A 21887-nucleotide genomic window follows, 5' to 3' on the forward strand; every position below is an offset into this window, starting at 1 on the left:
CCTGGCGCACACATAAACTGGCGCGACTAACACGCTGCAATAGTTTGAAGTGAACGCCTGCCCCCCTCACGACCAATAGTCCTACGGTTAAAAGATAAGTTTCCACGAGGCTTATCTGCGATCTTCGCACTCGATAACGACTGCGGACACGTCAGCTGTCGCACGCCTTAGGAAAACGTTCTCATGAGAATCAAGCCATTACGCTGGAGCCCGCTCGCCCCGTCTGCATACGGCCTTCAAGCTAAATCCGAAATAGCCTCTACTGATCATGTACGGACTAAACGTAGCAGCACAGTGGTGGATCTGGAGACCAAAAAAGCCGCAACGGCACTCATCAGAGCAGGCGATGCTGCCCTCTCCTCCCTGCATAGCGCCGCATTGATGGAACAGCTCATTGCCGATCCTGCCGGAAGAGAGTCCCGGCTGCAAAGCCCGGTTATTTCCGATATTCCTTGCGGCTCAACGTTCGGTAGAGCCTGGGCTCAGCTCACCCATGCGATTCAAAGCGAACCTTTTGCAAGTTTCGCCAGTAAACACAAGATTGATACGTCAACCCTCAAACTGAACACTCAGTCAGGATGGGCTATGGATTGTGTTGCAAACGGCAAGCGTGCCACATTCAGCATCTACGATACGGGCTATGAACAAGCCACTGCAGCGGTTAGCGCCGCCGCGCATGCGTTCTCCTCGCGGCTTGGCCCGCTCGAATATACCGGCGCAAGCCGTGCCACTGCCGAGGTAATAGGCACCTTCTACGGCGTACGCCCAGGCGACATACAAGCGGACATCCTCCGCTTGATCACCGAACAGCAAGACCACCACTCTTTCAATGCGTTGCGTGAGCCTGACTCCAAGGCACCCGAGTTCAACCGTCCGGCTTATTCGCACATCCGAGAACAACAACGGGAAGCGATAGAAAATTTTGCCGGGGAAATCGCATTGAACCCCTCGCTTCTCTCCCCTTCGCAACGCAAGCCCACGCAATTGGTTGAGGACGCTGATCGGGAACTGGCCAGAATGTGCAGCAGTGCCTTGTTAAGCCTCAGGCCCGAAATGGCTCGTTACGGCAAAGGCCCGCGCACCGGTTTTGCAATGTCTGAGATACCTGAACACTCAACCCTGGGGCAAGCCCTGCGCAACACAAAGGTGCCGCCAGGCAAAGACGCGCAGATCAGCCTCGCCTGGATAACCCGGTTTTACGCCGAGCCGGGCAATGACGACACCTTGGTGGGCGTGCTCACACACACCTCAACACTCACTCGCAACGGCTTTCGCGCATTGAGCAAAGACACCCCGCCAACAGACAAACGTTCCCGCGCGGTCCAGCAACGGCAACGCGCCGCTATCCAGACGCTCGCGCACCCAAGCACAACTGAACCTGAAGCGGCTGCACCGCCGATTGAAAAGACCCGCCCTGTCCTCGACCCGATGGCCGCTATCGCACGCCGTCAGTTTGCCGGTGAGCCCAACGTGTACTCGGTGGTCGCACGATTGCTCAGCGAGCGGATAAAGCAGGCCGCCCCTTCACTGGACGTCGACGTTAACCAGATCGCCATTGAAACACCCGACCCGGACAACCCTGGAGGCGTTAAGCGAACACAATTGATGGCGCTTGCCCTGGGCTACCTGGCCGGCAGTGAGGCCCCGAATTTCACCGGCACCGACAGGGCTTTTGACACGCGCCCTGATTTATTGGCCCGCACGGGCAACGCTGCCGACACCCCATTCGCTCTCGATCTGTCAGCGCTAAGCGGTGTCATAGGTGCGTTGCCGTTGCGTCTGAACACAGATTACGAGGCTGATTCGCGAGACTATTGGAGCAAACCGGCGTTCAGCAGTCCGACCAGTGCCGACAGCGTCTTCAGCGACAGCCGTCTTGCGTTGATCAGCCATATGCTGCGCAGCAACCTGCAACTGGCCAGCCTGAAACAACCCGGTTTGGATGACGAGCAACGTAAAACCGTGGACAGTGTCGTGAGGCATCCCGAAGGATCGACGCGGCCCGCGCCACTCGATCCTAATTCATCGGGTGTTACCGTCTACTCCTTGGGCGATGCTACGCCGAACATGTTGATTCATCGATACCTGGCGCAATCAAACCGCAACATCCTCTTGGTAGTGGAGCCCAGTGGAAAAGTCAGCGCTTATGACTCCTGGGATGACGTCAAAAAGTCAGGACATATCCGGCAGGAACTCACCGCTAATATGTTCGACACCCAGGCCCAAACCCTCATCAAACAGCATCAAGGCGACAGCCTGTTCAACCCGCCACCATCGATTGGCGCAGAGAACCCGACGCCAGTAACAATCAAGCTGCCCGACTGGATGAGTAATGCCGGCGAAGCCGAACGTTTTGTGATGCATGAGCTCAGCCAGGGGCTGGCAAGTTTCATACAACGTAACAAGGGCCGTGCGTACAACAGCGACATCAAAGACATCCGTACGTTTGCGCAACAGCAGTTCGACCTGTTGCCCGACAATAAAAAGCTGACGCAGTACGCCGCCGAGAACCTGGAGGTGGTCTTCAAAGTACCTTACGGGACGCTGGGCTCCGGCTTTATCGATCGCCAAACCATGAGCCTGACTGACATGCTACTCAATAACCTGTCGGGGCTGCCTAATGGTCAGATCGAAGTTTTTTTCAAGTCAGGGTTCAACGATGAGAACGGCGCAGAAGTCAAAGTCCGGGTGCCAGCACTTGAGAAAGAGGGCGTGCTCAAGCAACTGGTGAGCGACCTTGATATCGGCAAAACCTACCCCGCATTACTCAAGGAAAAACTACTCGACGACCCGGCCAAAATGGCCGAACGCCGATCACTGTTTGTCCAGCAAGTGCCCATCGAGCTGCAGCTCAAAGCGCTGGAACTTGGCATCAAGGGAAAAGCCGGTTTCAACAACACAGGGTTCCGGTATATCCAGGAAATACTCAAGCCGGGGCCAGGCCCCAAGAGCGTAGACGGGAAAGAAATCGTCATACGGCCATTGGCTTTCGATAATAAGCCCACTGGCAAAACCGATGTGGTTGAAGGCGCTTACCTGATCGAACCCAAAGACAGCACAACCGGCCCGCATATTTTGTATCGTCCGCTGATTCCCGATGCCCCGCTTCTGCAATTTCCTACTCGCGAGGCTCTGCTGGAAGCCATCCAGACGTCAGGCAAGCTGCAAAACGATACCCTGGCCTGGTTACCTGACGAAAGTACGCGAAAGTTCTACAGCGGTAACGGTTTTAAACACCCTAACCTGGTGATATTCGGGCTCAACCTGGGGTCCGTCACCCTCAACGAGACAGTTCCCTTGGCCGTGGACTCCCGCCTGCAGCAAACACTGCAGGAGGGCAAACTGATGGAATACCTGTACGAAGCCAACGCGAACAGCTTGATTACCCTGGCCGACCAACAATCGACATCCGATGCGCAAAGCCGCTGGGCGTCCCTCAAGACGGGGGGTTTGCTGCTACTCAATGCGCTGCTGCCAGTGCTGCGCGGCCCTGGCGCCGTGCTCGGCTTGCTGCTGCAGGCTGAGGGCATCATCCACGACCTGGAGGTTCTGGACGATGAGCGTTCGACAGGCAAAGAGGCGGCGCTGACAGATCTGTTGGTCAACCTTGCGACGTTGTTGATCCATTTCAAGGCGCGGTCATTACCTGAACCCTCCACAACCCTTTCACCAAGGCCGGCAACCGGCGGCAGCCTGTTGGTGGAAGAGGTGGCAACGCCCACTCCAGCGTCCAATAACCGCATTGCACTGGGAGGTCCGGCGGATATCAAACCGCTTGCCGGCGACATTCAAGTCTTTCTGGACACCTACAACGGCAAGCAACGCCTCAATATCATGGGCCACGGTGAGAAACCCATAGGTGAGCAAGCGGCACACATCTTTGGAGAAGATGGCAAGCATTACGAGGCAGAAGACATTGACCGGGAATTGTTGGCGCGCGGCATAGACATCCGAGACTATAGCGATGTGCGGTTATTAGCCTGCTACTCCGGCAACGGCGGTAAACAGTCTCTCGCGGCGAAACTCAGTGCGCTCACAGGTGCGCGCGTGAAGGGTTTTGAGCAGGAAATCATTACAGACTACCTGGGCGTTGGCGATGAAGACCCATTCAAACTCTACGAAGACGCCTTGGCACGTTACCGCAAAAACTACGCAAACCTCAGCGACCGTGAGATCCACCGCTTGGCTGAAGCAGAACTGAACCGCAAGCTTGCTGGCCGGGATATCAAGTTCAATATCTTCAAAGATACCGGCACGGAGATCGAGCTCAATATCGGCAGTGATGAAAAGCCGGTGATCTATAGAACCAAAGTCGATTATCAACCGCGTACCTTTGGAGCACCGAAGATCAAGCCTGCGCCTGTAAAGCCAGTTGAAGTATTGATGGGTTACTCGCACACCGCTGAAGACGCGCACTCAGTGCTGTCGACTCGCAGCCTTACAGACTGCTCCGCACTGGCGGTGCTGACTGACCTGAAGGACGGGGTTTATCAGAAACGTACACTGATGCACCTGACCGGCAGCAATCTGGAGTTTGGTTTATTCGATAAAGACTCTTATCAGCTAATCCAAACTTTGAATGACTCACTGGCCGGTGGCGGCAAGGTGATATTCGTAGGCGGTATTGACTCACAATCTGCGACAGGCATGGGGGTCGTGTTGGGGCAAGAATACCAGGGGAAAAAACCGCTGCTGGCCCTCCTCAGAAAAGCTGGTGTAGAGACCACGATCGCCAGCTCGCTAGGGGTTAATATCAACCCGGACGGCACATTCAAGTTGATTGAAGGCACGGGCAAAGGCGTGTTCAACACCGCGCAGATCCGAGATGTATTCGACTTCGCCGACGATTGACAGCGCAATAAATACAGGAACTGGGCTTTTGTGGGAGCTTGCCTGCGCTACAAACAACTCGGTGTTTCAGTGACGCCGAGGTGATTCCATCGCAGGCAAGCCAGCTCCCACATTGACCGCGCTCCAACGCAGATTCTGTGCGCATCTGACTTGCCTTGAATACCCTGAATACAACGCCTGAAAACCTGCCCACCGGCGCCTGGCGGTGCAGCGGCTGACGGAACAAAACCTGGCTTGAGCGGGCCAGCGAAACATATTGGCGAAAAATACGCGTAAGACGGCTGCGTTTCTTACCTGGCCAAAGGAACCTGATCGAGCCCTCTGTCACTCAAAGCAAGCATCACACGTGGGCAGTCCGACGTTGACCGATGCTTTTTCTGACTGACTGGCAAAGGGCAACTCCATGATCAACGTTCGACCGTCCCCCCTTCACGCCGCGCTCACGCGCGCCGCCGAGACAAGCAACCGTACGCCGCAAACAGCCAACGCCCAGCCGAATCCAGAACCTCTCGAAAGCACGCCGGCGAGCCAATCGTACGTTCGCCCTGTGCTGTCACGCTCGCGCCGGGACTTGCAGAATACGGAGCTGGCCGCCGCGCCACGCGATGCGGCAGTCCGTCGGTTTGCCGAGGCCCTGGTTGAACGGGGGGACAGCGAACTTGCCGTGGGTGTTGGCAACAGTTTGATCCGCCAACGGCTCGCCAGCGAAACCGGGCGCTCCAGCGATGCGCAAGAGAACGTTGGCGTGCCGCCACACTCTGCGTTTGGCCAGCGCTGGTCGGAGCTGGCCGATGCGTTGGAATCGGAGCCTTTCAAATCGTTTGCCGAAGCCAAGTTGATCGAAACGTCAAACCTGATCATTGGCGCCAACGGCGATTTGCGTGAAAAAGAACACGGCGCCCTCGTCAGCAGCTTCTCGCACGATGACCCCGAATGGTCCGCCGCCTCAGCGGCCGTTTTAGCCGCTGTAAAGAAGCTCACGGGAGCGCCGCCCAAAGAACTCCGGTTCTATGGTCGAGAGCAAGCGCCGGCCAGCGCCATCGCGCATTTCTATGGTTTGCAACTGGGCGACATCAATAGCAACGACACCCTGTCCACCGCCGCGCAACTGTTGAGCGATGGGCGCTTCAAGGCGTTAAGCAGCGCCAACCCAATCGACGCGCCTATCAAGCAGCGACAACGGGAGGCCATCCAACGCATTGTGGGTTTGCCCTCCCAAGCGCTGACAAGCATCGTTGAACGGTTTACGCCTTCCACGATGCAGCAAAAGGTTCAGCAAGCCGATCAGGCGCTGGCGCAGAAGGTCAGCCAGGGGCTGATGAAACTGGTTCCAGAAACCCGTCAATACGAGACGTCGGTGGTTCTGGAAAACATTCCCGAGTTTTCAACCTTCAACCTGGTGCGCAAAAACTTCCTGAGCGCGCTCAACGGCAGCGCTTTTACAACCTTTGCGCAAGAGAACGATCTGGACCCCACCAGCATCGCTATCAACCCGGTGAGCGGTGATTTGGCGGGTACCGTGAAGGGTGTGAACACCACGTTCACCTTGAACGATGTATCCGGGTGGGCCGATGCCTGGGCCGAGATTAAGGACGCGGCCCAACAGATGCCCACAGGCGACGACGGGCTCGTCAAATATCCCCGCAGCACTTCTGCGCCTCTGTATGAAGTCATGAGTTTTTACAACGAGGCGCCGTCCCACCAACAGGACACGGGACAACAGAACAGGCAACAACGCCAGCTCATCGCTACCCTGAGCCGGGTCGTCGAAATAAACCAAAACAACGGTTTCAAGGCGTTGATCGACACGGGTTCCAGCGACCCCGAAGCCGCAACCGTGCGCCAACGCCAACAGGCCACGATTGTGCAACTGGAAAACACGCCCGTTTCGCTCTCGCCATTGGAACGCCTGGCGGCCGCTGTCGAGGCCAATCCAGACTTCACCGAACAAAGCGTAGAAACCCGCGAAGAGGTTATGGCGCGCGCTGAAACAGAAATGGCGATCGCCGTGCATCGAACCATGCTTGAACTCAAGGCCGATCCGTCCAGGGCGGCGTCGGCAGTGATGCAGTCAACCCCGTCCAGCCTGTTCGATCTTCAGAAGACTTACCTGAAAAAGGCCGCAAACTCGCTCGGAATGGGAGAGTTCTACCGGAAAAACAATTTCAGCCCGCTCGGCGCGGTCTGGCTCCCGCCACGTGATGATGCTGATCAACGTGCCAGAACCCGCGAAACTGCAAAAAAATTCCCTGAGCACGCCGACGCGTTGATGCAAAGGAGCGCTGCGGCAACGCCCTTCTCTGCCAATGGAGAGTCGATCAGGGTCGACCTCGCTGATGGCAACAGCGTGCCGTTCCAATGGGTGTTCAATTTCTACGGCATCAGTACCGACCCCGGCAGCCCGGCGTTCGCGAAACAGCTGGAACTCATAGGCCGCACTCAACAACTGCCGCGCACGCCTGAAAACTTACAACGGGCAGCCGATGAGCTGAACCGGCGGATAATGGCAGTGGGCGATAGCAACGACCGTTATGCGTTGCTCAACACCCTGGAAAACGGCGAAATAGATAAAGACGACCGTGCGGACTCCATGCGTTTTGTCGTCGACCCAGACTCCTCTCATCAACCCAAAGGAGTTAAGGAGGCAAGGACTTTTCTGGCTGAAAACGGTTGGTACATACCGACGTCGAAAGCCGAGTCCGACAACCTGATAGCGGCATTGCGTACACCGATTTCCAAGTCACCGGCGCTTGGCAACCATTGGGGTTTCCTGTCCACCGACATCCCTCTGAGTAACGACCAACGCAGCAAAGTCAGCGCATTTGTAAAACGCACCGCCCCTGACTCCAGCCTGCTCAGCTACCTCGGCACACACGTCGCGCAACTCAGTGAAGACCCCGAGAAAGCGCTGGATCAACTCATCTCCACCCCTCAAGCCCTGACGTTCGGGACAGCCCTGCAAACCGAGATGAAGGGCGCCGCAACCGCCACCAGCCTCAAGCAATGGCTATTGACCGCTCTGGTGCTGGAGCTTGACCCGACCGCCGGCACCCAACACAGGACCCTCGCAGGCATTGACCTCGCGGGCGCCGAATTCTCGGGGCATGGCACCGACTTCATTCGTGAGCAGTTAACCCAGGAGCTGATCACGAAAAACGGCATTCCGGTAAACCTTGCACCCGCAGCCACGCAATTTTTGATGTCGGGTACGGCGCCACACCTGCTGGTAAAAGAGGTACCCAAGCACGTAACACTTGGCTCCCCTGAGTGGTTCGGTTTTACCGCAGCCGTGAACCGGATTGAATGGACCGCCCCCGGCGCCACCGCGAACATGACCTACCGGCAGGTCATGGATCATCACACCATCCAACCCATTTCAGCACTTGAAGCGCAGATAAAGAGTTACGCGCAGATGAACCCACTGCTGGATTGGGCCGCCCTCAACAACGACGTCGATAAGAACAGCTACACGTTAGAACAGCTGAAAGACAGCCAGGTAAAACTTCAGGCACAGACGAAGGCGACCGCCGAGGGCGTAAGCTGGTTGAGCACGGTTGAAGCGCCCACTCGACGGAGCATGACACTAAAGGTTTTAAGAGAAGAATTTGGCGCCAACATCGATTATGAATCCAGGTTCATGGTGGAAAACGAACTCTGGGGTGTCATCACCGGTAGGCATTACAGCCTCGCAGAAATCTATGAAGCCGGCAGGCTGGATGAGTCATGGCTGCAGGAAGGCCAGCATGTTGATTTCGATCGCCTGCGTAACAGAGCCAAAGAACCCGACTTTCCGGTTATCAACGATGCGTTCGACAAAGCCATCAAGCAAGACTTCAAGCTGCGCAGGCGCCACACCGTAACGCTGATGAAAGACATGCTCGCAAACCTGCCGGTAGAAGAGCGCAAGAGCGTGCTTTATGGCGACGTGGAGTTCCTGAACGTCACGGGCGCCGGTAGCGGCATGGTGATGACGTCGGTCTACAAGGGCGTCAGGAGGGATTTTGCGATCTACCCGGCAAGGGGCCGGATTGTGCGGATTGCCGACATAGCCCCCTCAACCCCACTCGGCAAAAACGTCAGCCTCGAGATCGATGCCGAAGCGTTCAAGAATGGCGCCGAGCCCAAAGCGGGTGTCACATCCAACGTTGTATTGAGCATCACTGACCAACACCTGCTCGACGACAATGATGAACCCTGGCCACAGGAAACATCATTCCTTGCGCACAATGAAAATGACCCGTTCTCCCCCCACTACGCGCGAGGGCGGATAGACAGGTTGGCCAGAACCATGGTCGATTCGACTTACCTGAACAAAACCCAGTTTCTCAACCTGCACCGCAACGCGTCGAGCAATACCCTTGAAACCGCGACAGAGCCCAGCGACTTTTTCAAGGCCGTCTGGCATGCCTTGCCGGGCGCCAGCAGCCTGGAAGACATTTATCACGGCCAATTCCTCAAGGCCGGCGTTGATCTGGCCATTGATGTCGCGATCTACGCCGCCACAGAGGGCGCGGGCAAACTGTGGGGCCTGGCAAAATCAGGCGCATCCTGGGCGGCCGCCAAAGTCTCTGCCGGGTTCATCGAAAAGTTTGGGGCTAAAGAGGCCGAAAACGTTGCGCTCACGGACCTGACGAGTTCCGGCAGCGCGCAGTCGTCAAGCGCGATCACTGCGGCCGCCAACAGGGCGGAGGGCACGATAACTGACGCAGGTGCACAGCAAGCGAACATCAGCGCTGTGTTTCAGGACGGCAACTGGTACGCCTTTGATGCCAAGACACAGGCGGCTTATGGGCCGGCGCTGGAAGGTTTTGTATCGCAGACTTCATCAGCCCTACGCCAGGAGACCTTTGCAGATGGCACTCAAGCGCTGGTGACTGAAAGGTCCTTGGCTGCCGACGCCTATACCATTCCCCGTAGCCATGGCTTCGACGTGGTCAATGAAGGCGAAGTTTACCGTTACGACACGCGCAACCCTGGCGTACTGACTGACTTGGCATCGGCCGACCACTTTAAGCCTCTCGAGGGTTTTGAAGCGTTCTGCGCAGTGCCTTCGATGGGTGGCAGAGTCAAACGCGGGGCCGAAGACACATGTTTCTCCAGGGTCATCACAAACGCCAGTGGGCAGTTTGCCCAGGAACTTCAAGCGCTTGAGCATGCACGCCTGTTTCCCTCGCCCCCGAAATTATTCAGAAAGGATCAATTTGTCATTGTCGAGAACCGTGTTCTCAAAGTGGTCGAAGGTGAGACGGGGCCCCGATTGATGCCGACGACAGAAGTCAGGCCAATCAAGTACAAAACGATAATCAGCGGCAGCATCAAACACGATCCACAATTCGGCTTTTTCGGCGCGCAAGGCAGTGATGCATTGGCGCAGGAGACGCGCGTGGTCAAGCTCAACAGCATCAGCGACATAGTTGACGACAAACGCGAAATCAGAGGCGTCATCGTTAAATCCCCGGTTGCCGGAAGCGCCGATAAGTATCTGGTGATAGAGGCGGATACGGCCAGGTTTTATTATGCGAAGTTGAACAACGCGCCCACCGGCGAACTGAAATTTATAGCGGCATCGCCACTTGAGAAGCCACTGGTGGACAGCTACAGAGATGCATTCATCAAGCGCCTGGGTACGTCCAGGGTACCCTTTGACGCTGACTTCATCGCCTTGCCAAAACTCAAGTCCGCGTTTGAACAGCTGGAGCGTTTGGGCTACCCGAAACAGGAGGTGAATGAACTCAGAACTTACTGCAAAAACTTCACCGAAGAACAGCAGCGCGAAGTGGTCTATCAATTGCATCGGAGCACAGGGATCAACAAGCTGGGGATCGCCTTCAGGCCCAACCGAGTGACCACGTTGACTAAGCCTGCTGGCTTCGAAACGCTGACAGCAGCACAGCAAAACAGATTTTATGCCGAACAGGCCAAAGCCAGCGTTAACCGTAGTATGAAAGCCACGGGGCTGGGTGCCGGCAATAAGGTGCTTTCGAAGGCGGATTTGGCGCGAGCGCAAGCTGCAGACACGACCAATCAGTGGATACGCAACACTGTTGCGCCTCATGCATTGAATCGGGCCGACTTGGTTTTGAAGACGGGAGCCGGTAACTGTGGAGAAATGGCGCTGGTGGCGAAAGAAACCATTAAGAAGAGCGGAGGCCGTGCTTATGAATGGGCCGCCTCAGACGCTCACGCGTTCACGGTGGTAGGCGGCCCGACCGAGCTTCCTGCAGGGACGGTCGACTTCTCCGGCCCCGCCTGGAAGGATGCCTGGATCGTCGACCCATGGTCAGACATCGCTTGCCCCGCCCACGAATACACACAGAAACTGAAAGACGTGATGGCTCAATGGGGCAGTGAAAAATTAGTCATAACGGAGGGAGCCAAGCGAATGAGCCCCCTGGATAAAAACTGGATGAACACGCTCATCGTACAGCCAAAAACCCCGTACGCTCATGGCTATAACCGCTTATAACCTGCAGATACGCCAGGCGAAAGCGACGGTGATGCATCACTAAGTTTTTCGCCTGAGCCTTACATAAAGGTTGCTGCCAACCGCTGCCCGAGTGCAAAAAAGTATCAGTCCCAGTGCGCCCAAGGATTTGTCACATCCGCATTTCAAGGCTGTAATCAATGGCACACTCTTCCTGACTTCCCGTGGGAAGACACAACAACAATAACTGTCCTTCTGCAGCCCCTGGGCGCAGAAAAGGAGTGCGCGATGAAGTTCACAGCAAAAGCTCTGCTTACCTGTTCTTGCATGACAGCATGCATGACCCTCAGCGCCGTCAGCCTTGGCGCGCAAACCCTGACCATTGCCACCGTCAACAACAGCGACATGATCCGCATGCAAAAGCTCTCGAAAACCTTCGAGACCGAGCATCCGGAGATCAAGCTGAACTGGGTGGTACTCGAAGAAAACGTGCTGCGCCAACGCCTGACCACCGACATCGCCACCCAGGGCGGACAGTTCGACGTGCTGACCATCGGCATGTACGAAGCTGCACTTTGGGGTGCCAAGGGCTGGCTGGAACCGATGAAGGACCTGCCGGCGTCCTACGACCTCGACGACGTATTCCCTTCAGTGCGTGACGGCCTGTCTGTCAAAGGTTCGCTCTACGCCCTGCCGTTCTACGCCGAAAGCTCGATCACCTATTACCGCACCGACCTGTTCAAGGACGCCGGGCTGACCATGCCTGAGCACCCGACCTGGACCCAGATCGGCGAATACGCGGCCAAACTCACCGACAAAACCAAAGAGCAATACGGCCTGTGCCTGCGTGGCAAAGCCGGTTGGGGTGAAAACATGGCGCTGATCACCACCCTGGCCAACGGCTACGGTGCGCGCTGGTTCGATGAGAAGTGGCAACCGGAATTCAACGGCCCTGAGTGGAAGGACGCGCTGAACTTCTACGTCGACAACATGAAGAAATCCGGCCCGCCGGGTGCTTCCAGCAACGGCTTCAACGAAAACCTGGCGCTGTTCAACAGCGGCAAGTGCGCGATCTGGGTAGATGCCAGCGTCGCCGGTTCGTTCGTGACCGACAAAACCCAGAGCAAGGTCTCCGACCACGTCGGCTTTACCTTCGCCCCCCACGAGAAGACTGACAAAGGCACGTCGTGGTTGTACTCCTGGAGCCTGGCGATTCCGACCAGCTCCAAAGCCAAGGACGCCGCCAAGGTGTTCGCCAGCTGGGCGACTTCCAAAGAATACAGCCAGCTGGTGGCCAAGACCGATGGTATCGCCAACATTCCGCCAGGCACGCGCAAGTCGACCTACAGCGACGAGTACATGAAAGCCGCCCCGTTTGCCAAGGTGACCCTGGAATCGCTGAAAGTCGCAGACCCGACCAAGCCGACGCTCAAGCCGGTGCCGTACATCGGTATCCAACTGGTGACCATTCCTGAGTTCCAGGCGATTGGTACCCAGGTCGGCAAGTTCTTCTCGGGCGCGCTGACCGGTCAGCAAACCGTGGATCAAGCCTTGGCCGCCGCGCAGACCACCACCGAGCGTGAAATGAAGCGAGCGGGTTACCCCAAATAAAGTCGCCTCCCCGCAATAAATGCGGGAGGGGGCTTGCTCCCGATAGCGGCGGTTCAGTGAAGAATATATTGACTGATACTCCGCTATCGGGAGCAAGCCCCCTCCCACACTGACCGCGCTCCGACTCGCACCCGACTGGTCTTGATCCTAATGAATACAACGCCTAAAAACCGCCTGGCCAACCCCGGCTGGTTCCTCGTCAGCCCCTCGGTGGCCTTGCTGCTGCTGTGGATGATCGTGCCGCTGGGCATGACACTGTACTTCTCGCTGATCCGCTACAACCTGCTCTACCCCGGCGAAAACCAATTCGTGGGGCTGGAGAACTTCACCTACTTCATCACCGATTCGGGCTTCCTGCCCGGCGCCACCAACACCTTGCTGCTGGTGGGCAGCGTGCTGCTGATCAGTGTGGTGTTCGGCGTGTTGATCAGTGCGTTGCTGGAGGCCAGTGAGTTCTTTGGCCGCGGCATCGTTCGGGTGTTGTTGATTTCACCGTTTTTCATCATGCCCACCGTCGGTGCGCTGATTTGGAAGAACCTGATTTTTCACCCGGTGTCGGGGATTCTCGCCGCCGTGTGGAAGTTTTTCGGCGCCGAGCCGGTGGACTGGCTCGCGCATTACCCATTGCTGTCGATCATCATCATTGTGTCGTGGCAATGGCTGCCCTTCGCCATCCTGCTGTTGATGACGGCCATGCAGTCTCTCGACCAGGAACAAAAGGAAGCTGCGCGCCTGGACGGTGCCGGCGCCATCGCGATTTTCTGGCACCTCACCCTGCCCCACCTGGCGCGCCCGATTGCCGTGGTGGTGATGATCGAAACCATCTTTTTGCTTTCGGTGTTCGCCGAAATCTTCACCACCACCAACGGTGGCCCGGGCTATGCGTCGACCAACCTCGCGTACCTGATCTACAACCAGGCGCTGGTGCAGTTCGACGTGGGCATGGCCTCGGCCGGCGGCTTGATTGCCGTGGTCATCGCCAATATCGCGGCGATCATCCTGGTGCGGATGATCGGCAAAAACCTGACTGACAAGCCTTGAGGGCCGCGCCATGACGCTTCAACAATCCCGCCGCCTGCAAAGCGTGTTGCTCGGCACCCTGGCCTGGGCCATCGCGATCCTGATTTTCTTTCCGATCTTCTGGATGGTGCTGACCAGCTTCAAGACCGAAATCGACGCGTTCGCCACGCCGCCGCAGTTCATCTTCACGCCGACGCTGGAGAACTACCTGCACATCAACGAGCGCAGCAACTACTTCGCCTACGCCTGGAACTCGGTGGTGATTTCGTTCAGCGCCACCGCCTTGTGCCTGTTGATTTCGGTGCCCGCCGCCTACTCCATGGCGTTCTACGAAACCAAGCGCACCAAGGGCACGCTGCTGTGGATGCTGTCGACCAAGATGCTGCCGCCCGTGGGCGTGCTGATGCCGATTTATCTGTTGGCGAAAAGCATGGGCCTGCTGGACACGCGCATCGCGCTGATCATCATCTACACCCTGATCAACCTGCCGATTGTGGTGTGGATGGTTTACACCTACTTCAAGGACATCCCCAAGGACATCCTCGAAGCGGCCCGCCTGGATGGCGCCACCCTGTGGCAGGAAATGGTCCGGGTGCTGCTGCCAATCGCCAAAGGCGGCCTGGCCTCCACGGTGCTGCTGTCGCTGATCCTGTGCTGGAACGAGGCGTTCTGGTCGTTGAACCTGACCTCGTCAAATGCCGCGCCGCTGACCGCTTTGATCGCCTCCTACTCCAGCCCCGAAGGCTTGTTCTGGGCCAAATTGTCTGCCGTCTCGACCCTGGCCTGCGCGCCTATCCTGATTTTTGGCTGGATCAGCCAGAAACAGCTGGTGCGCGGTTTGTCCTTCGGCGCCGTGAAATAACGGCTTCCTTATAAAAAATTCAACGTGGAGGCCCATCCCATGGCCAACCTGAAAATCAAGAATCTGCAAAAGGGCTTCGAAGGTTTCTCGATCATCAAGGGCATCGACCTGGAAGTGAACGACAAGGAATTCGTGGTGTTCGTCGGCCCCTCGGGCTGCGGTAAATCCACCCTGCTGCGCCTGATCGCGGGCCTGGAAGAAGTCAGCGAAGGCACCATCGAACTGGACGGGCGCGATATCACTGAAGTAACCCCGGCCAAGCGTGACTTGGCGATGGTGTTCCAGACGTACGCGCTGTACCCGCACATGAGCGTGCGCAAGAACATGTCGTTTGCCCTGGACCTGGCCGGTGTCGACAAGAAGCTGGTGGAAAGCAAGGTCAACGAAGCGGCGCGCATCCTGGAACTCGGCCCGTTGCTGGAGCGCAAGCCCAAGCAGCTTTCCGGTGGCCAGCGCCAGCGTGTTGCCATCGGCCGCGCGATTGTGCGCAACCCGAAGATTTTCCTGTTCGACGAACCGCTGTCCAACCTTGACGCCGCACTGCGTGTGCAAATGCGCCTGGAACTGTCGCGCCTGCACAAAGAACTGCAAGCGACCATGATCTACGTGACCCACGACCAGGTCGAAGCGATGACCCTGGCCGACAAAGTGGTGGTGCTGAACAGCGGCCGCGTTGAGCAAGTCGGTTCGCCGCTGGAGCTGTATCACCAGCCCGCCAATCTGTTCGTGGCAGGCTTTCTGGGTACGCCGAAAATGGGCTTCCTCAAGGGCAGCGTCACCCGCATCGAAAGCCACGGCTGCGACGTGCAACTGGACGCCGGCACGACTATCAGCCTGCCGTTGAGCGGCGCAACCTTGAGCGTGGGCAGCGCGGTGACCCTGGGCATTCGTCCGGAGCACCTGGAAATCGCCGCACCAGGCCAAACCGCCTTGACCGTTACCGCCGATGTCGGCGAACGCCTGGGCAGCGACACCTTCTGCCACGTCATCACCGCCAATGGCGAGCCATTGACGATGCGGATTCGCGGCGACATGGCCAGCCAATATGGCCAGACGCTGCAACTGCACCTGGACCCGGCGCACTGCCACCTGTTCGACTCCGACGGCGTGGCTGTGGCCCGTCCACTGCGCGCTGCCGCCTGATTACGCGAGACTTTGTGATGAAACTGAATAAACAGAACCTCACTCAATTGGCGCCGGAAGTAAAAATCCCAGCCTATGCAATTGCCAGCACCACGCAAGGCATCGCCCATATCGGCGTCGGCGGTTTCCACCGCGCGCATCAGGCGTATTACACCGATGCGCTGATGAACACCGGCGAGGGCCTGGATTGGAGCATCTGCGGCGTCGGCCTGCGCAGCGAAGACCGCAAGGCCCGCGACGATCTGGCCGGCCAGGATTACCTGTTCACCCTGTATGAACTGGGCGACACCGACGACACCGAAGTGCGCGTCATTGGCTCGATCAGTGACATGCTGCTGGCCGAAGACGGCGCCCAGGCGCTGATCGACAAGCTGGCCAACCCGGCCATTCGGATTGTCTCGCTGACGATCACCGAAGGCGGCTACTGCATCGACGACAGTAACGGCGAGTTCATGGCTCACCTGCCGCAGGTCCAGCATGATCTGGCACACCCCGACGCCCCCAACACCGTGTTTGGTTTTATCTGCGCCGCGCTGAGCAAACGCCGCGCGGCCGGGACGCCGGCCTTTACCGTGATGTCCTGCGATAACCTGCCGCACAACGGCGCCGTCACGCGCAAGGCGCTCTTGGCGTTTGCCGCCCTGCAAGATGCCGAGCTGCATGACTGGATAGCGGCCAACGTGAGCTTCCCCAACGCCATGGTCGACCGCATCACGCCGATGACCAGCGCCGCCCACCGCCTGCAATTGCACGACGAACACGGCATCGACGATGCCTGGCCGGTGGTCTGCGAACCCTTTGTGCAGTGGGTGCTGGAAGACAAATTCGTCAACGGTCGCCCGGCCTGGGAAAAGGTCGGCGTGCAGTTCACCGATGACGTAACGCCTTACGAAGAAATGAAAATCGGCCTGCTCAACGGCAGCCATCTGGCGCTGACGTACCTGGGTTTTCTCAAGGGTTACCGGTTCGTTCACGACACCATGAATGACCCGGTGTTTGTGGCCTATATGCGCGCCTACATGGACCTCGACGTCACGCCGAACCTGGCGCCGGTGCCGGGTATCGACCTGACCGACTACAAGCAAACACTGGTCGACCGCTTCTCGAACCAGGCGATTGCCGACCAGTTGGAACGCGTGTGTTCCGATGGCTCGTCGAAGTTTCCCAAGTTCACCGTGCCGACCATCAACCGCTTGATTGCCGATGGGCGCGAAACTGAACGCGCGGCGTTGGTAGTGGCGGCGTGGGCCCTGTATTTGAAGGGCGTGGATGAGAATGGGGTGAGCTACAAGATCCCGGATCCGCGCGCGGCGTTTTGCCAGGGGCTGGTGAGTGATGATGCGCTGATCAGTCAGCGCTTGCTGGGTGTGGAAGAGATTTTTGGCACGGCTATTCCCAACTCGCCTGAATTTGTGGCAGCTTTTGAGCGGTGTTATGTAAGCCTGCGTGACAACGGTGTCACCCAAACCCTGCAAAACCTCCTGAAGAAACCGGCTTAAAAATGTGGGAGGGGGCTTGCTCCCGATAGCGGTGGTTCAGTGGAGAATATATTGACTGATTCAACGCCATCGGGAGCAAGCCCCTCCCACATTTGGACTGCATTTACACCTCAACAAAAACAAGACTGCTGAGCAAATCATCATGACCCAGCAAAACCTGTTTCTCGGCATCGACTGCGGCACCCAGGGCACCAAGGCTATTGTGCTCGACGCCTCCAGCGGCAAGGTGCTGGGCCTGGGCGCTGCGGCACATACGCTGATCAGCGGTGCCAATGGCCGCCGCGAACAGCACACCCAGGAATGGCTGGACGCCTTTACCGAAGCCACTCACCGCGCCCTGCAACAGGCCGGCGTGGACGGCCAGGACATCCTCGGCATCGGCGTTTCCGGCCAGCAACACGGCCTGGTATTGCTGGATGACAACGGCCAGGTGCTGCGCCCCGCCAAACTGTGGTGTGACACCGAAACCGCGCCGGAAAACGACCGCCTGCTGCACCACCTGGGCGGCGAAAGCGGTTCGCTGGAACGCCTCGGCGTGGCCATCGCGCCGGGCTACACCGTGTCCAAGCTGCTCTGGACCCGCGAACAACACCCGGATGTCTTCGCGCGTATCGCGCACATCCTGCTGCCCCACGATTACCTGAACTACTGGCTGACCGGTCGCGCCGTCACCGAATACGGCGATGCGTCGGGCACGGGCTATTTCAACGTGCGCACCCGCGAATGGGACGTGGCGTTACTCAAGCACATCGACCCCAGCGGTCGCCTTGAAGCGGCGCTACCGCAACTGCTTGAAGCCCATCAAATCGTCGGCAGCATTCTGCCTGCGATTGCCGAACGCCTGGGCATCAACCCCAATGCGGTGGTATCCAGCGGCGGCGGCGACAACATGATGGGCGCCATCGGCACCGGCAATATCGCGCCTGGCGTGATCACCATGAGCCTCGGCTCATCGGGCACCGTCTACGCCTTTGCCGATCAGCCGAATGTGAGCCCGCAGGCTTCTGTCGCGACCTTCTGTTCCTCCAGCGGCGGCTGGTTGCCGTTGATCTGCACCATGAACCTGACCAACGCCACCGGGGTGATTCGCGAGCTGTTCGACCTCGACCTGGCCGCCTTCAACGCACGGGTTGCAGACGCGCCGATTGGCGCCGACGGCGTGAGCATGCTGCCGTTCCTCAACGGCGAGCGCGTGCCCGCCCTGCCCCACGCCACCGGCAGCCTGCACGGTTTGACCATGACCAACCTGACCCGCGCCAACCTGTGCCGAGCGGTGGTGGAAGGCACCACCTTCGGCCTGCGTTACGGCCTGGACCTGCTGCGCCAGACCGGCCTGCAAAGCCAGAGCATCCGCTTGATCGGCGGCGGCTCAAAAAGCCCGGTGTGGCGGCAGATGGTCGCCGATATCATGAACACCGAAGTGGTCTGCACCGAACAAAGCGAAGCCGCAGCCTTGGGCGCGGCGATCCAGGCGGCGTGGAGCCAGTCCGGTGAATCGCTGGCCAGCCTGTGCGACAAATGCGTGAGCGTCGACCCGACCAGCCGTACGCTGCCGGTCGCCGAGAACGTGAGCGCCTACCAACATGCCTACGAGCGCTATCAGCAGCTCGTGGCAACCCTTTAAGAGCGAGCGACTATGTATTTGGTGTGTGGCGAAGCGCTGTTTGATTTTTTCAGCGAAGAAGATGCCAGCGGGCAGGCTTCCAGGGTCAATTACAAGGCGATTGCCGGTGGCTCGCCGTTCAACGTCGCAGTGGGTTTGCGCCGTCTGGGCATTGAGGCTGGGTTGTTCGGCGGCGTGTCCACCGACTTTCTCGGGCGCCGGTTATTGCAGGTGCTCAAGGATGAGGGCGTGGATGAGCGATATTTGGTGGAGTTTGCCGCGCCGACCACGCTGGCGATGGTTGCAGTGGGCGCCAATGGCTCGCCGCAATACAGCTTTCGTGGCGAAGGGTGCGCCGATCGCCAGTTGGAGGTGACGCACCTGCCGGCCTTGGGCGATGACATTCGCGGCCTGCACATCGGCTCGTTTTCACTGGTGGTTCAGCCTATCGGCGACACCCTGCTGAGCCTGGTCAAGCGCGAAAGCGGCAAGCGCCTGATCAGCCTCGACCCCAACGTGCGCCTCAACCCGCAGCCGGATATTCAGCTGTGGCGTGACCGCATCGCGGAGTTGGTCAAGCATGCCGACCTGATCAAAGTCAGCGACGAAGACCTGCACCTGCTCTACCCCGACCAGTCGCCGCAAAGCGTGCTGCAAGGCTGGCTGAAACACCGCTGCCAGTTGGTGTTCCTCACGCGCGGTGGCGACGGCGCAACCGTGTTCAGTCGCCAGCACGGCACCTGGTCGGCACCCGCCGTCAAGGTGGTGATGGCCGACACCGTCGGCGCCGGCGATACCTTCCAGGCCGCACTGATCGCCTGGCTGACCGAGCGCGGGCTGGACTCGGTGGCGGGCCTGCAACAACTGACCCGCGAGCACATCGACGGCATGCTTGGCTTTGCCATTCGCGCCGCCGCGCTTACGTGCAGCAAGACCGGGCCGGACCTTCCGTATCGCCAGCAGCTAGCCTGAACGGGCGCTCATGAAGGTTTTGTCAGTTAGCCGAAGATTAATCCACGGTTAATCCCCCGAGTCGACTCTGAAAGTGACCGCACTCACCGCCCTCTGGGGCCCGTGCGGCCGCCGGCGCATCATGTTGATGCGCCCGCGAACGACTTGCGGAGAACCCTCATGAAACTGCGTACGTTACTGTTCACCGGCACGCTGGCCCTGGCTGCGGTATCCGGCCTTGCCCAGGCCGACACTCAGCAGGCTGCGACCAAACCTGTGCCCTATCAATACGGCATGCCTTTGAACATCGACAAGGTGATTGCCATGAACGAAACCCCAACCAATGACTGCAAGGTCATCAACGCGGATATCAAGTTCGTGGACAAGGCTGGCAAGGTGGAGGACGTGGGTTATCGCAAAATGTCCGAAGCGTGCGATTTCCAGAACTGAGCCGCCCTGCTGGGTAGGAACTATCAGCGACGGGATGGGCAATCTACCTGATACATGTAGGAAATTTCTTGAAAACCCTCATTTAATCAATGGTTAAGGTTGGGGGTTAACAGTGGGCCGACCGCACTCTTGCAGCCATCGGCTGAGCGTGCGGCGCCGGATCATCACTTCGATGAGCCGCATCACTGATGGAAAATCCACATGAAATTGCAATTCCCAGCGATCTTCTGCTGCACCCTCACGCTGGCTGCCGTATCGGCAATCGCACACGCAGAATCAGAGCCGATGCCGTATCGCTACAGCGTGCCCCTGAACATACACAAAGTGATCGCAATGAATGAAACGATGACCGATGAATGCAAGGTGATCGATGCATCCATCAAGTATCTGGATAAAGCCGGCGAATTGAAAAACGTGAGTTATCGCAAAATGTCCAACGCCTGCCTGTTTCAGAACTGAGGGGTGACGACATAGGGCGGCGCAATAGCTGGTATCCTCTCGCGCTTGTCCCGCAGCCGAAAGGATTCGTCATGCCGCTTCGCTTTTATACGCTCGCCCTCTTTACCGCCCTGCTCTGCTTCGCCCTTGCATTGATCTGGGGCCTGCGCCCCGAGCTGTTGTTATGGCTGTGGAGTGTCGAATATTCCAGCGCGACCGGGTTGGTTTCACGGCGTAATGCCGCATTGTTTCTGGCCATCGGCATCATTTTTTATCGTGCCCGCCATGCGCCACCCTCCGAGACACGCCGCGCCCTGACCACCGGGTTTATTACCGGCTGCCTGGTGCTCGCTGTATTGGGTTTCGGGGAATGGATCAATGGAAACGCCGGGCCGGGAATCCTGTTGGCGGTGGCGACAGAAACCGTACTGGGCCTGGCGTTTATCCAGGCCCACAGGTCATCGGTGACTCAACCTCAAACATCCGCCTAGTAATAGCCGCGCCCGCCCACTCTTTGCAGCGCGGGTGCGTGGGTGTGTTTGAGGTCTTCGCGCAACCCGGCAATCAGGTTGCAAATGGCTCGACTGCTGTCGAGTTTATCGGCGTTTATGCCTTTGACTTCCAAATCCACTCGGTCACGGTCACGGTCGTCATAGACCTTGATCGTCAGCGAAGCGTCTTCGGCTTTGATGCATTCGCACCGTTTGGGCAGGAAACTTCCTTCAATAATGCTGCGAAGTTCTAATTCCGAAAGCATGGCTAACCTCTCCTTTTATGAGACCGCCAATTAATTTATATGACCAATCAACTGCAGGCGGATCACTCGCCCGCCATGTCTTGCCGACCCTGGAAGACGTTTCATGACTCAGATTACTCGGCAAAGTCCGCACTCGTTGTAACCATTCCTCATAAGTGGCCGCACTTGTTATATATGTCGCTCACGATTTTACATTCAGTCACTAAATTTTCTTCGAACAGCTTGGATTAATCGTTTAACCCGACACTTCGCTTTAAACATCGGAATGGACGGCGACT

General features: G+C 58.0%; 13 protein-coding genes. 12 read left to right on the forward strand and 1 reads right to left on the reverse strand.

Annotated features, from left to right (window positions below; genetic code table 11):
• The first annotated feature begins 183 nt into the window (after window positions 1-183).
• The 12 genes from Q7C20_RS22970 to Q7C20_RS23025 all read left to right on the forward strand — a co-directional run bounded on the left by Q7C20_RS22970 (window position 184) and on the right by Q7C20_RS23025 (window position 21343).
• On the forward strand, window positions 184-4851 hold the full coding sequence (locus Q7C20_RS22970; protein ID WP_375070473.1) for a dermonecrotic toxin domain-containing protein: 4668 nt from the start codon (window positions 184-186) through the stop codon (window positions 4849-4851).
• A 403-nt stretch (window positions 4852-5254) separates the two neighbouring features.
• On the forward strand, window positions 5255-11317 hold the full coding sequence (locus Q7C20_RS22975) for a hypothetical protein (protein WP_375070475.1): 6063 nt from the start codon (window positions 5255-5257) through the stop codon (window positions 11315-11317).
• Between the two features lie 246 nt (window positions 11318-11563).
• On the forward strand, window positions 11564-12886 hold the full coding sequence (locus Q7C20_RS22980) for a sugar ABC transporter substrate-binding protein (protein WP_348059646.1): 1323 nt from the start codon (window positions 11564-11566) through the stop codon (window positions 12884-12886).
• 150 nt (window positions 12887-13036) lie between these two features.
• Complete coding sequence (locus tag Q7C20_RS22985) at window positions 13037-13927, forward strand: carbohydrate ABC transporter permease (RefSeq protein ID WP_375070477.1); 891 nt, start codon at window positions 13037-13039, stop codon at window positions 13925-13927.
• Between the two features lie 10 nt (window positions 13928-13937).
• Window positions 13938-14768 carry a carbohydrate ABC transporter permease gene (locus Q7C20_RS22990; RefSeq protein WP_375070480.1) on the forward strand — a complete coding sequence of 277 codons (831 nt, stop codon included), beginning with the start codon at window positions 13938-13940 and terminating at the stop codon, window positions 14766-14768.
• A 39-nt stretch (window positions 14769-14807) separates the two neighbouring features.
• The gene (locus Q7C20_RS22995) at window positions 14808-15911 is read left to right on the forward strand and encodes an ABC transporter ATP-binding protein (RefSeq protein ID WP_375070482.1); all 1104 of its coding nucleotides are present in this window, start codon (window positions 14808-14810) and stop codon (window positions 15909-15911) included.
• Window positions 15912-15928: 17 nt separating this feature from the next.
• Window positions 15929-17410 (forward strand): mannitol dehydrogenase family protein, encoded by a 1482-nt coding sequence (locus tag Q7C20_RS23000; protein WP_375070484.1) that lies wholly within the window; start codon window positions 15929-15931, stop codon window positions 17408-17410.
• 142 nt (window positions 17411-17552) lie between these two features.
• Window positions 17553-19034 (forward strand): xylulokinase, encoded by a 1482-nt coding sequence (gene xylB, locus Q7C20_RS23005; RefSeq protein WP_348061037.1) that lies wholly within the window; start codon window positions 17553-17555, stop codon window positions 19032-19034.
• A gap of 12 nt (window positions 19035-19046) precedes the next feature.
• Entirely contained in the window at window positions 19047-19985 is a 939-nt protein-coding gene (locus tag Q7C20_RS23010) for a carbohydrate kinase (protein WP_375070487.1), read from the forward strand.
• A 159-nt stretch (window positions 19986-20144) separates the two neighbouring features.
• On the forward strand, window positions 20145-20414 hold the full coding sequence (locus Q7C20_RS23015) for a DUF2790 domain-containing protein (RefSeq protein ID WP_348061041.1): 270 nt from the start codon (window positions 20145-20147) through the stop codon (window positions 20412-20414).
• 201 nt (window positions 20415-20615) lie between these two features.
• Window positions 20616-20873, forward strand: coding sequence for a DUF2790 domain-containing protein (locus tag Q7C20_RS23020; protein ID WP_375070489.1), 258 nt, complete (start codon window positions 20616-20618; stop codon window positions 20871-20873).
• 71 nt (window positions 20874-20944) lie between these two features.
• Complete coding sequence (locus tag Q7C20_RS23025) at window positions 20945-21343, forward strand: hypothetical protein (RefSeq protein WP_375070491.1); 399 nt, start codon at window positions 20945-20947, stop codon at window positions 21341-21343.
• Here the strand turns inward: Q7C20_RS23025 and Q7C20_RS23030 are convergent.
• The gene (locus tag Q7C20_RS23030; RefSeq protein WP_375070493.1) at window positions 21340-21609 is read right to left on the reverse strand and encodes a DUF1652 domain-containing protein; all 270 of its coding nucleotides are present in this window, start codon (window positions 21607-21609) and stop codon (window positions 21340-21342) included. The two genes, Q7C20_RS23025 and Q7C20_RS23030, sit on opposite strands and share 4 nt — an antisense overlap.
• Window positions 21610-21887: the final 278 nt, after the last annotated feature.

This window comes from Pseudomonas sp. AMR01 (assembly GCF_041946035.1).
In the GTDB taxonomy this organism is placed as follows: domain Bacteria; phylum Pseudomonadota; class Gammaproteobacteria; order Pseudomonadales; family Pseudomonadaceae; genus Aquipseudomonas; species Aquipseudomonas antarctica_B.

Coding starts and splice junctions, on each gene's coding strand:
- Q7C20_RS22970 (WP_375070473.1), top strand. CDS start 184: ATGAGAATCAAGCCATTACGCTGGAGCCCGCTCGCCCCGTCTGCATAC.
- Q7C20_RS22975 (WP_375070475.1), top strand. CDS start 5,255: ATGATCAACGTTCGACCGTCCCCCCTTCACGCCGCGCTCACGCGCGCC.
- Q7C20_RS22980 (WP_348059646.1), top strand. CDS start 11,564: ATGAAGTTCACAGCAAAAGCTCTGCTTACCTGTTCTTGCATGACAGCA.
- Q7C20_RS22985 (WP_375070477.1), top strand. CDS start 13,037: ATGAATACAACGCCTAAAAACCGCCTGGCCAACCCCGGCTGGTTCCTC.
- Q7C20_RS22990 (WP_375070480.1), top strand. CDS start 13,938: ATGACGCTTCAACAATCCCGCCGCCTGCAAAGCGTGTTGCTCGGCACC.
- Q7C20_RS22995 (WP_375070482.1), top strand. CDS start 14,808: ATGGCCAACCTGAAAATCAAGAATCTGCAAAAGGGCTTCGAAGGTTTC.
- Q7C20_RS23000 (WP_375070484.1), top strand. CDS start 15,929: ATGAAACTGAATAAACAGAACCTCACTCAATTGGCGCCGGAAGTAAAA.
- xylB (WP_348061037.1), top strand. CDS start 17,553: ATGACCCAGCAAAACCTGTTTCTCGGCATCGACTGCGGCACCCAGGGC.
- Q7C20_RS23010 (WP_375070487.1), top strand. CDS start 19,047: ATGTATTTGGTGTGTGGCGAAGCGCTGTTTGATTTTTTCAGCGAAGAA.
- Q7C20_RS23015 (WP_348061041.1), top strand. CDS start 20,145: ATGAAACTGCGTACGTTACTGTTCACCGGCACGCTGGCCCTGGCTGCG.
- Q7C20_RS23020 (WP_375070489.1), top strand. CDS start 20,616: ATGAAATTGCAATTCCCAGCGATCTTCTGCTGCACCCTCACGCTGGCT.
- Q7C20_RS23025 (WP_375070491.1), top strand. CDS start 20,945: ATGCCGCTTCGCTTTTATACGCTCGCCCTCTTTACCGCCCTGCTCTGC.
- Q7C20_RS23030 (WP_375070493.1), bottom strand. CDS start 21,609: ATGCTTTCGGAATTAGAACTTCGCAGCATTATTGAAGGAAGTTTCCTG.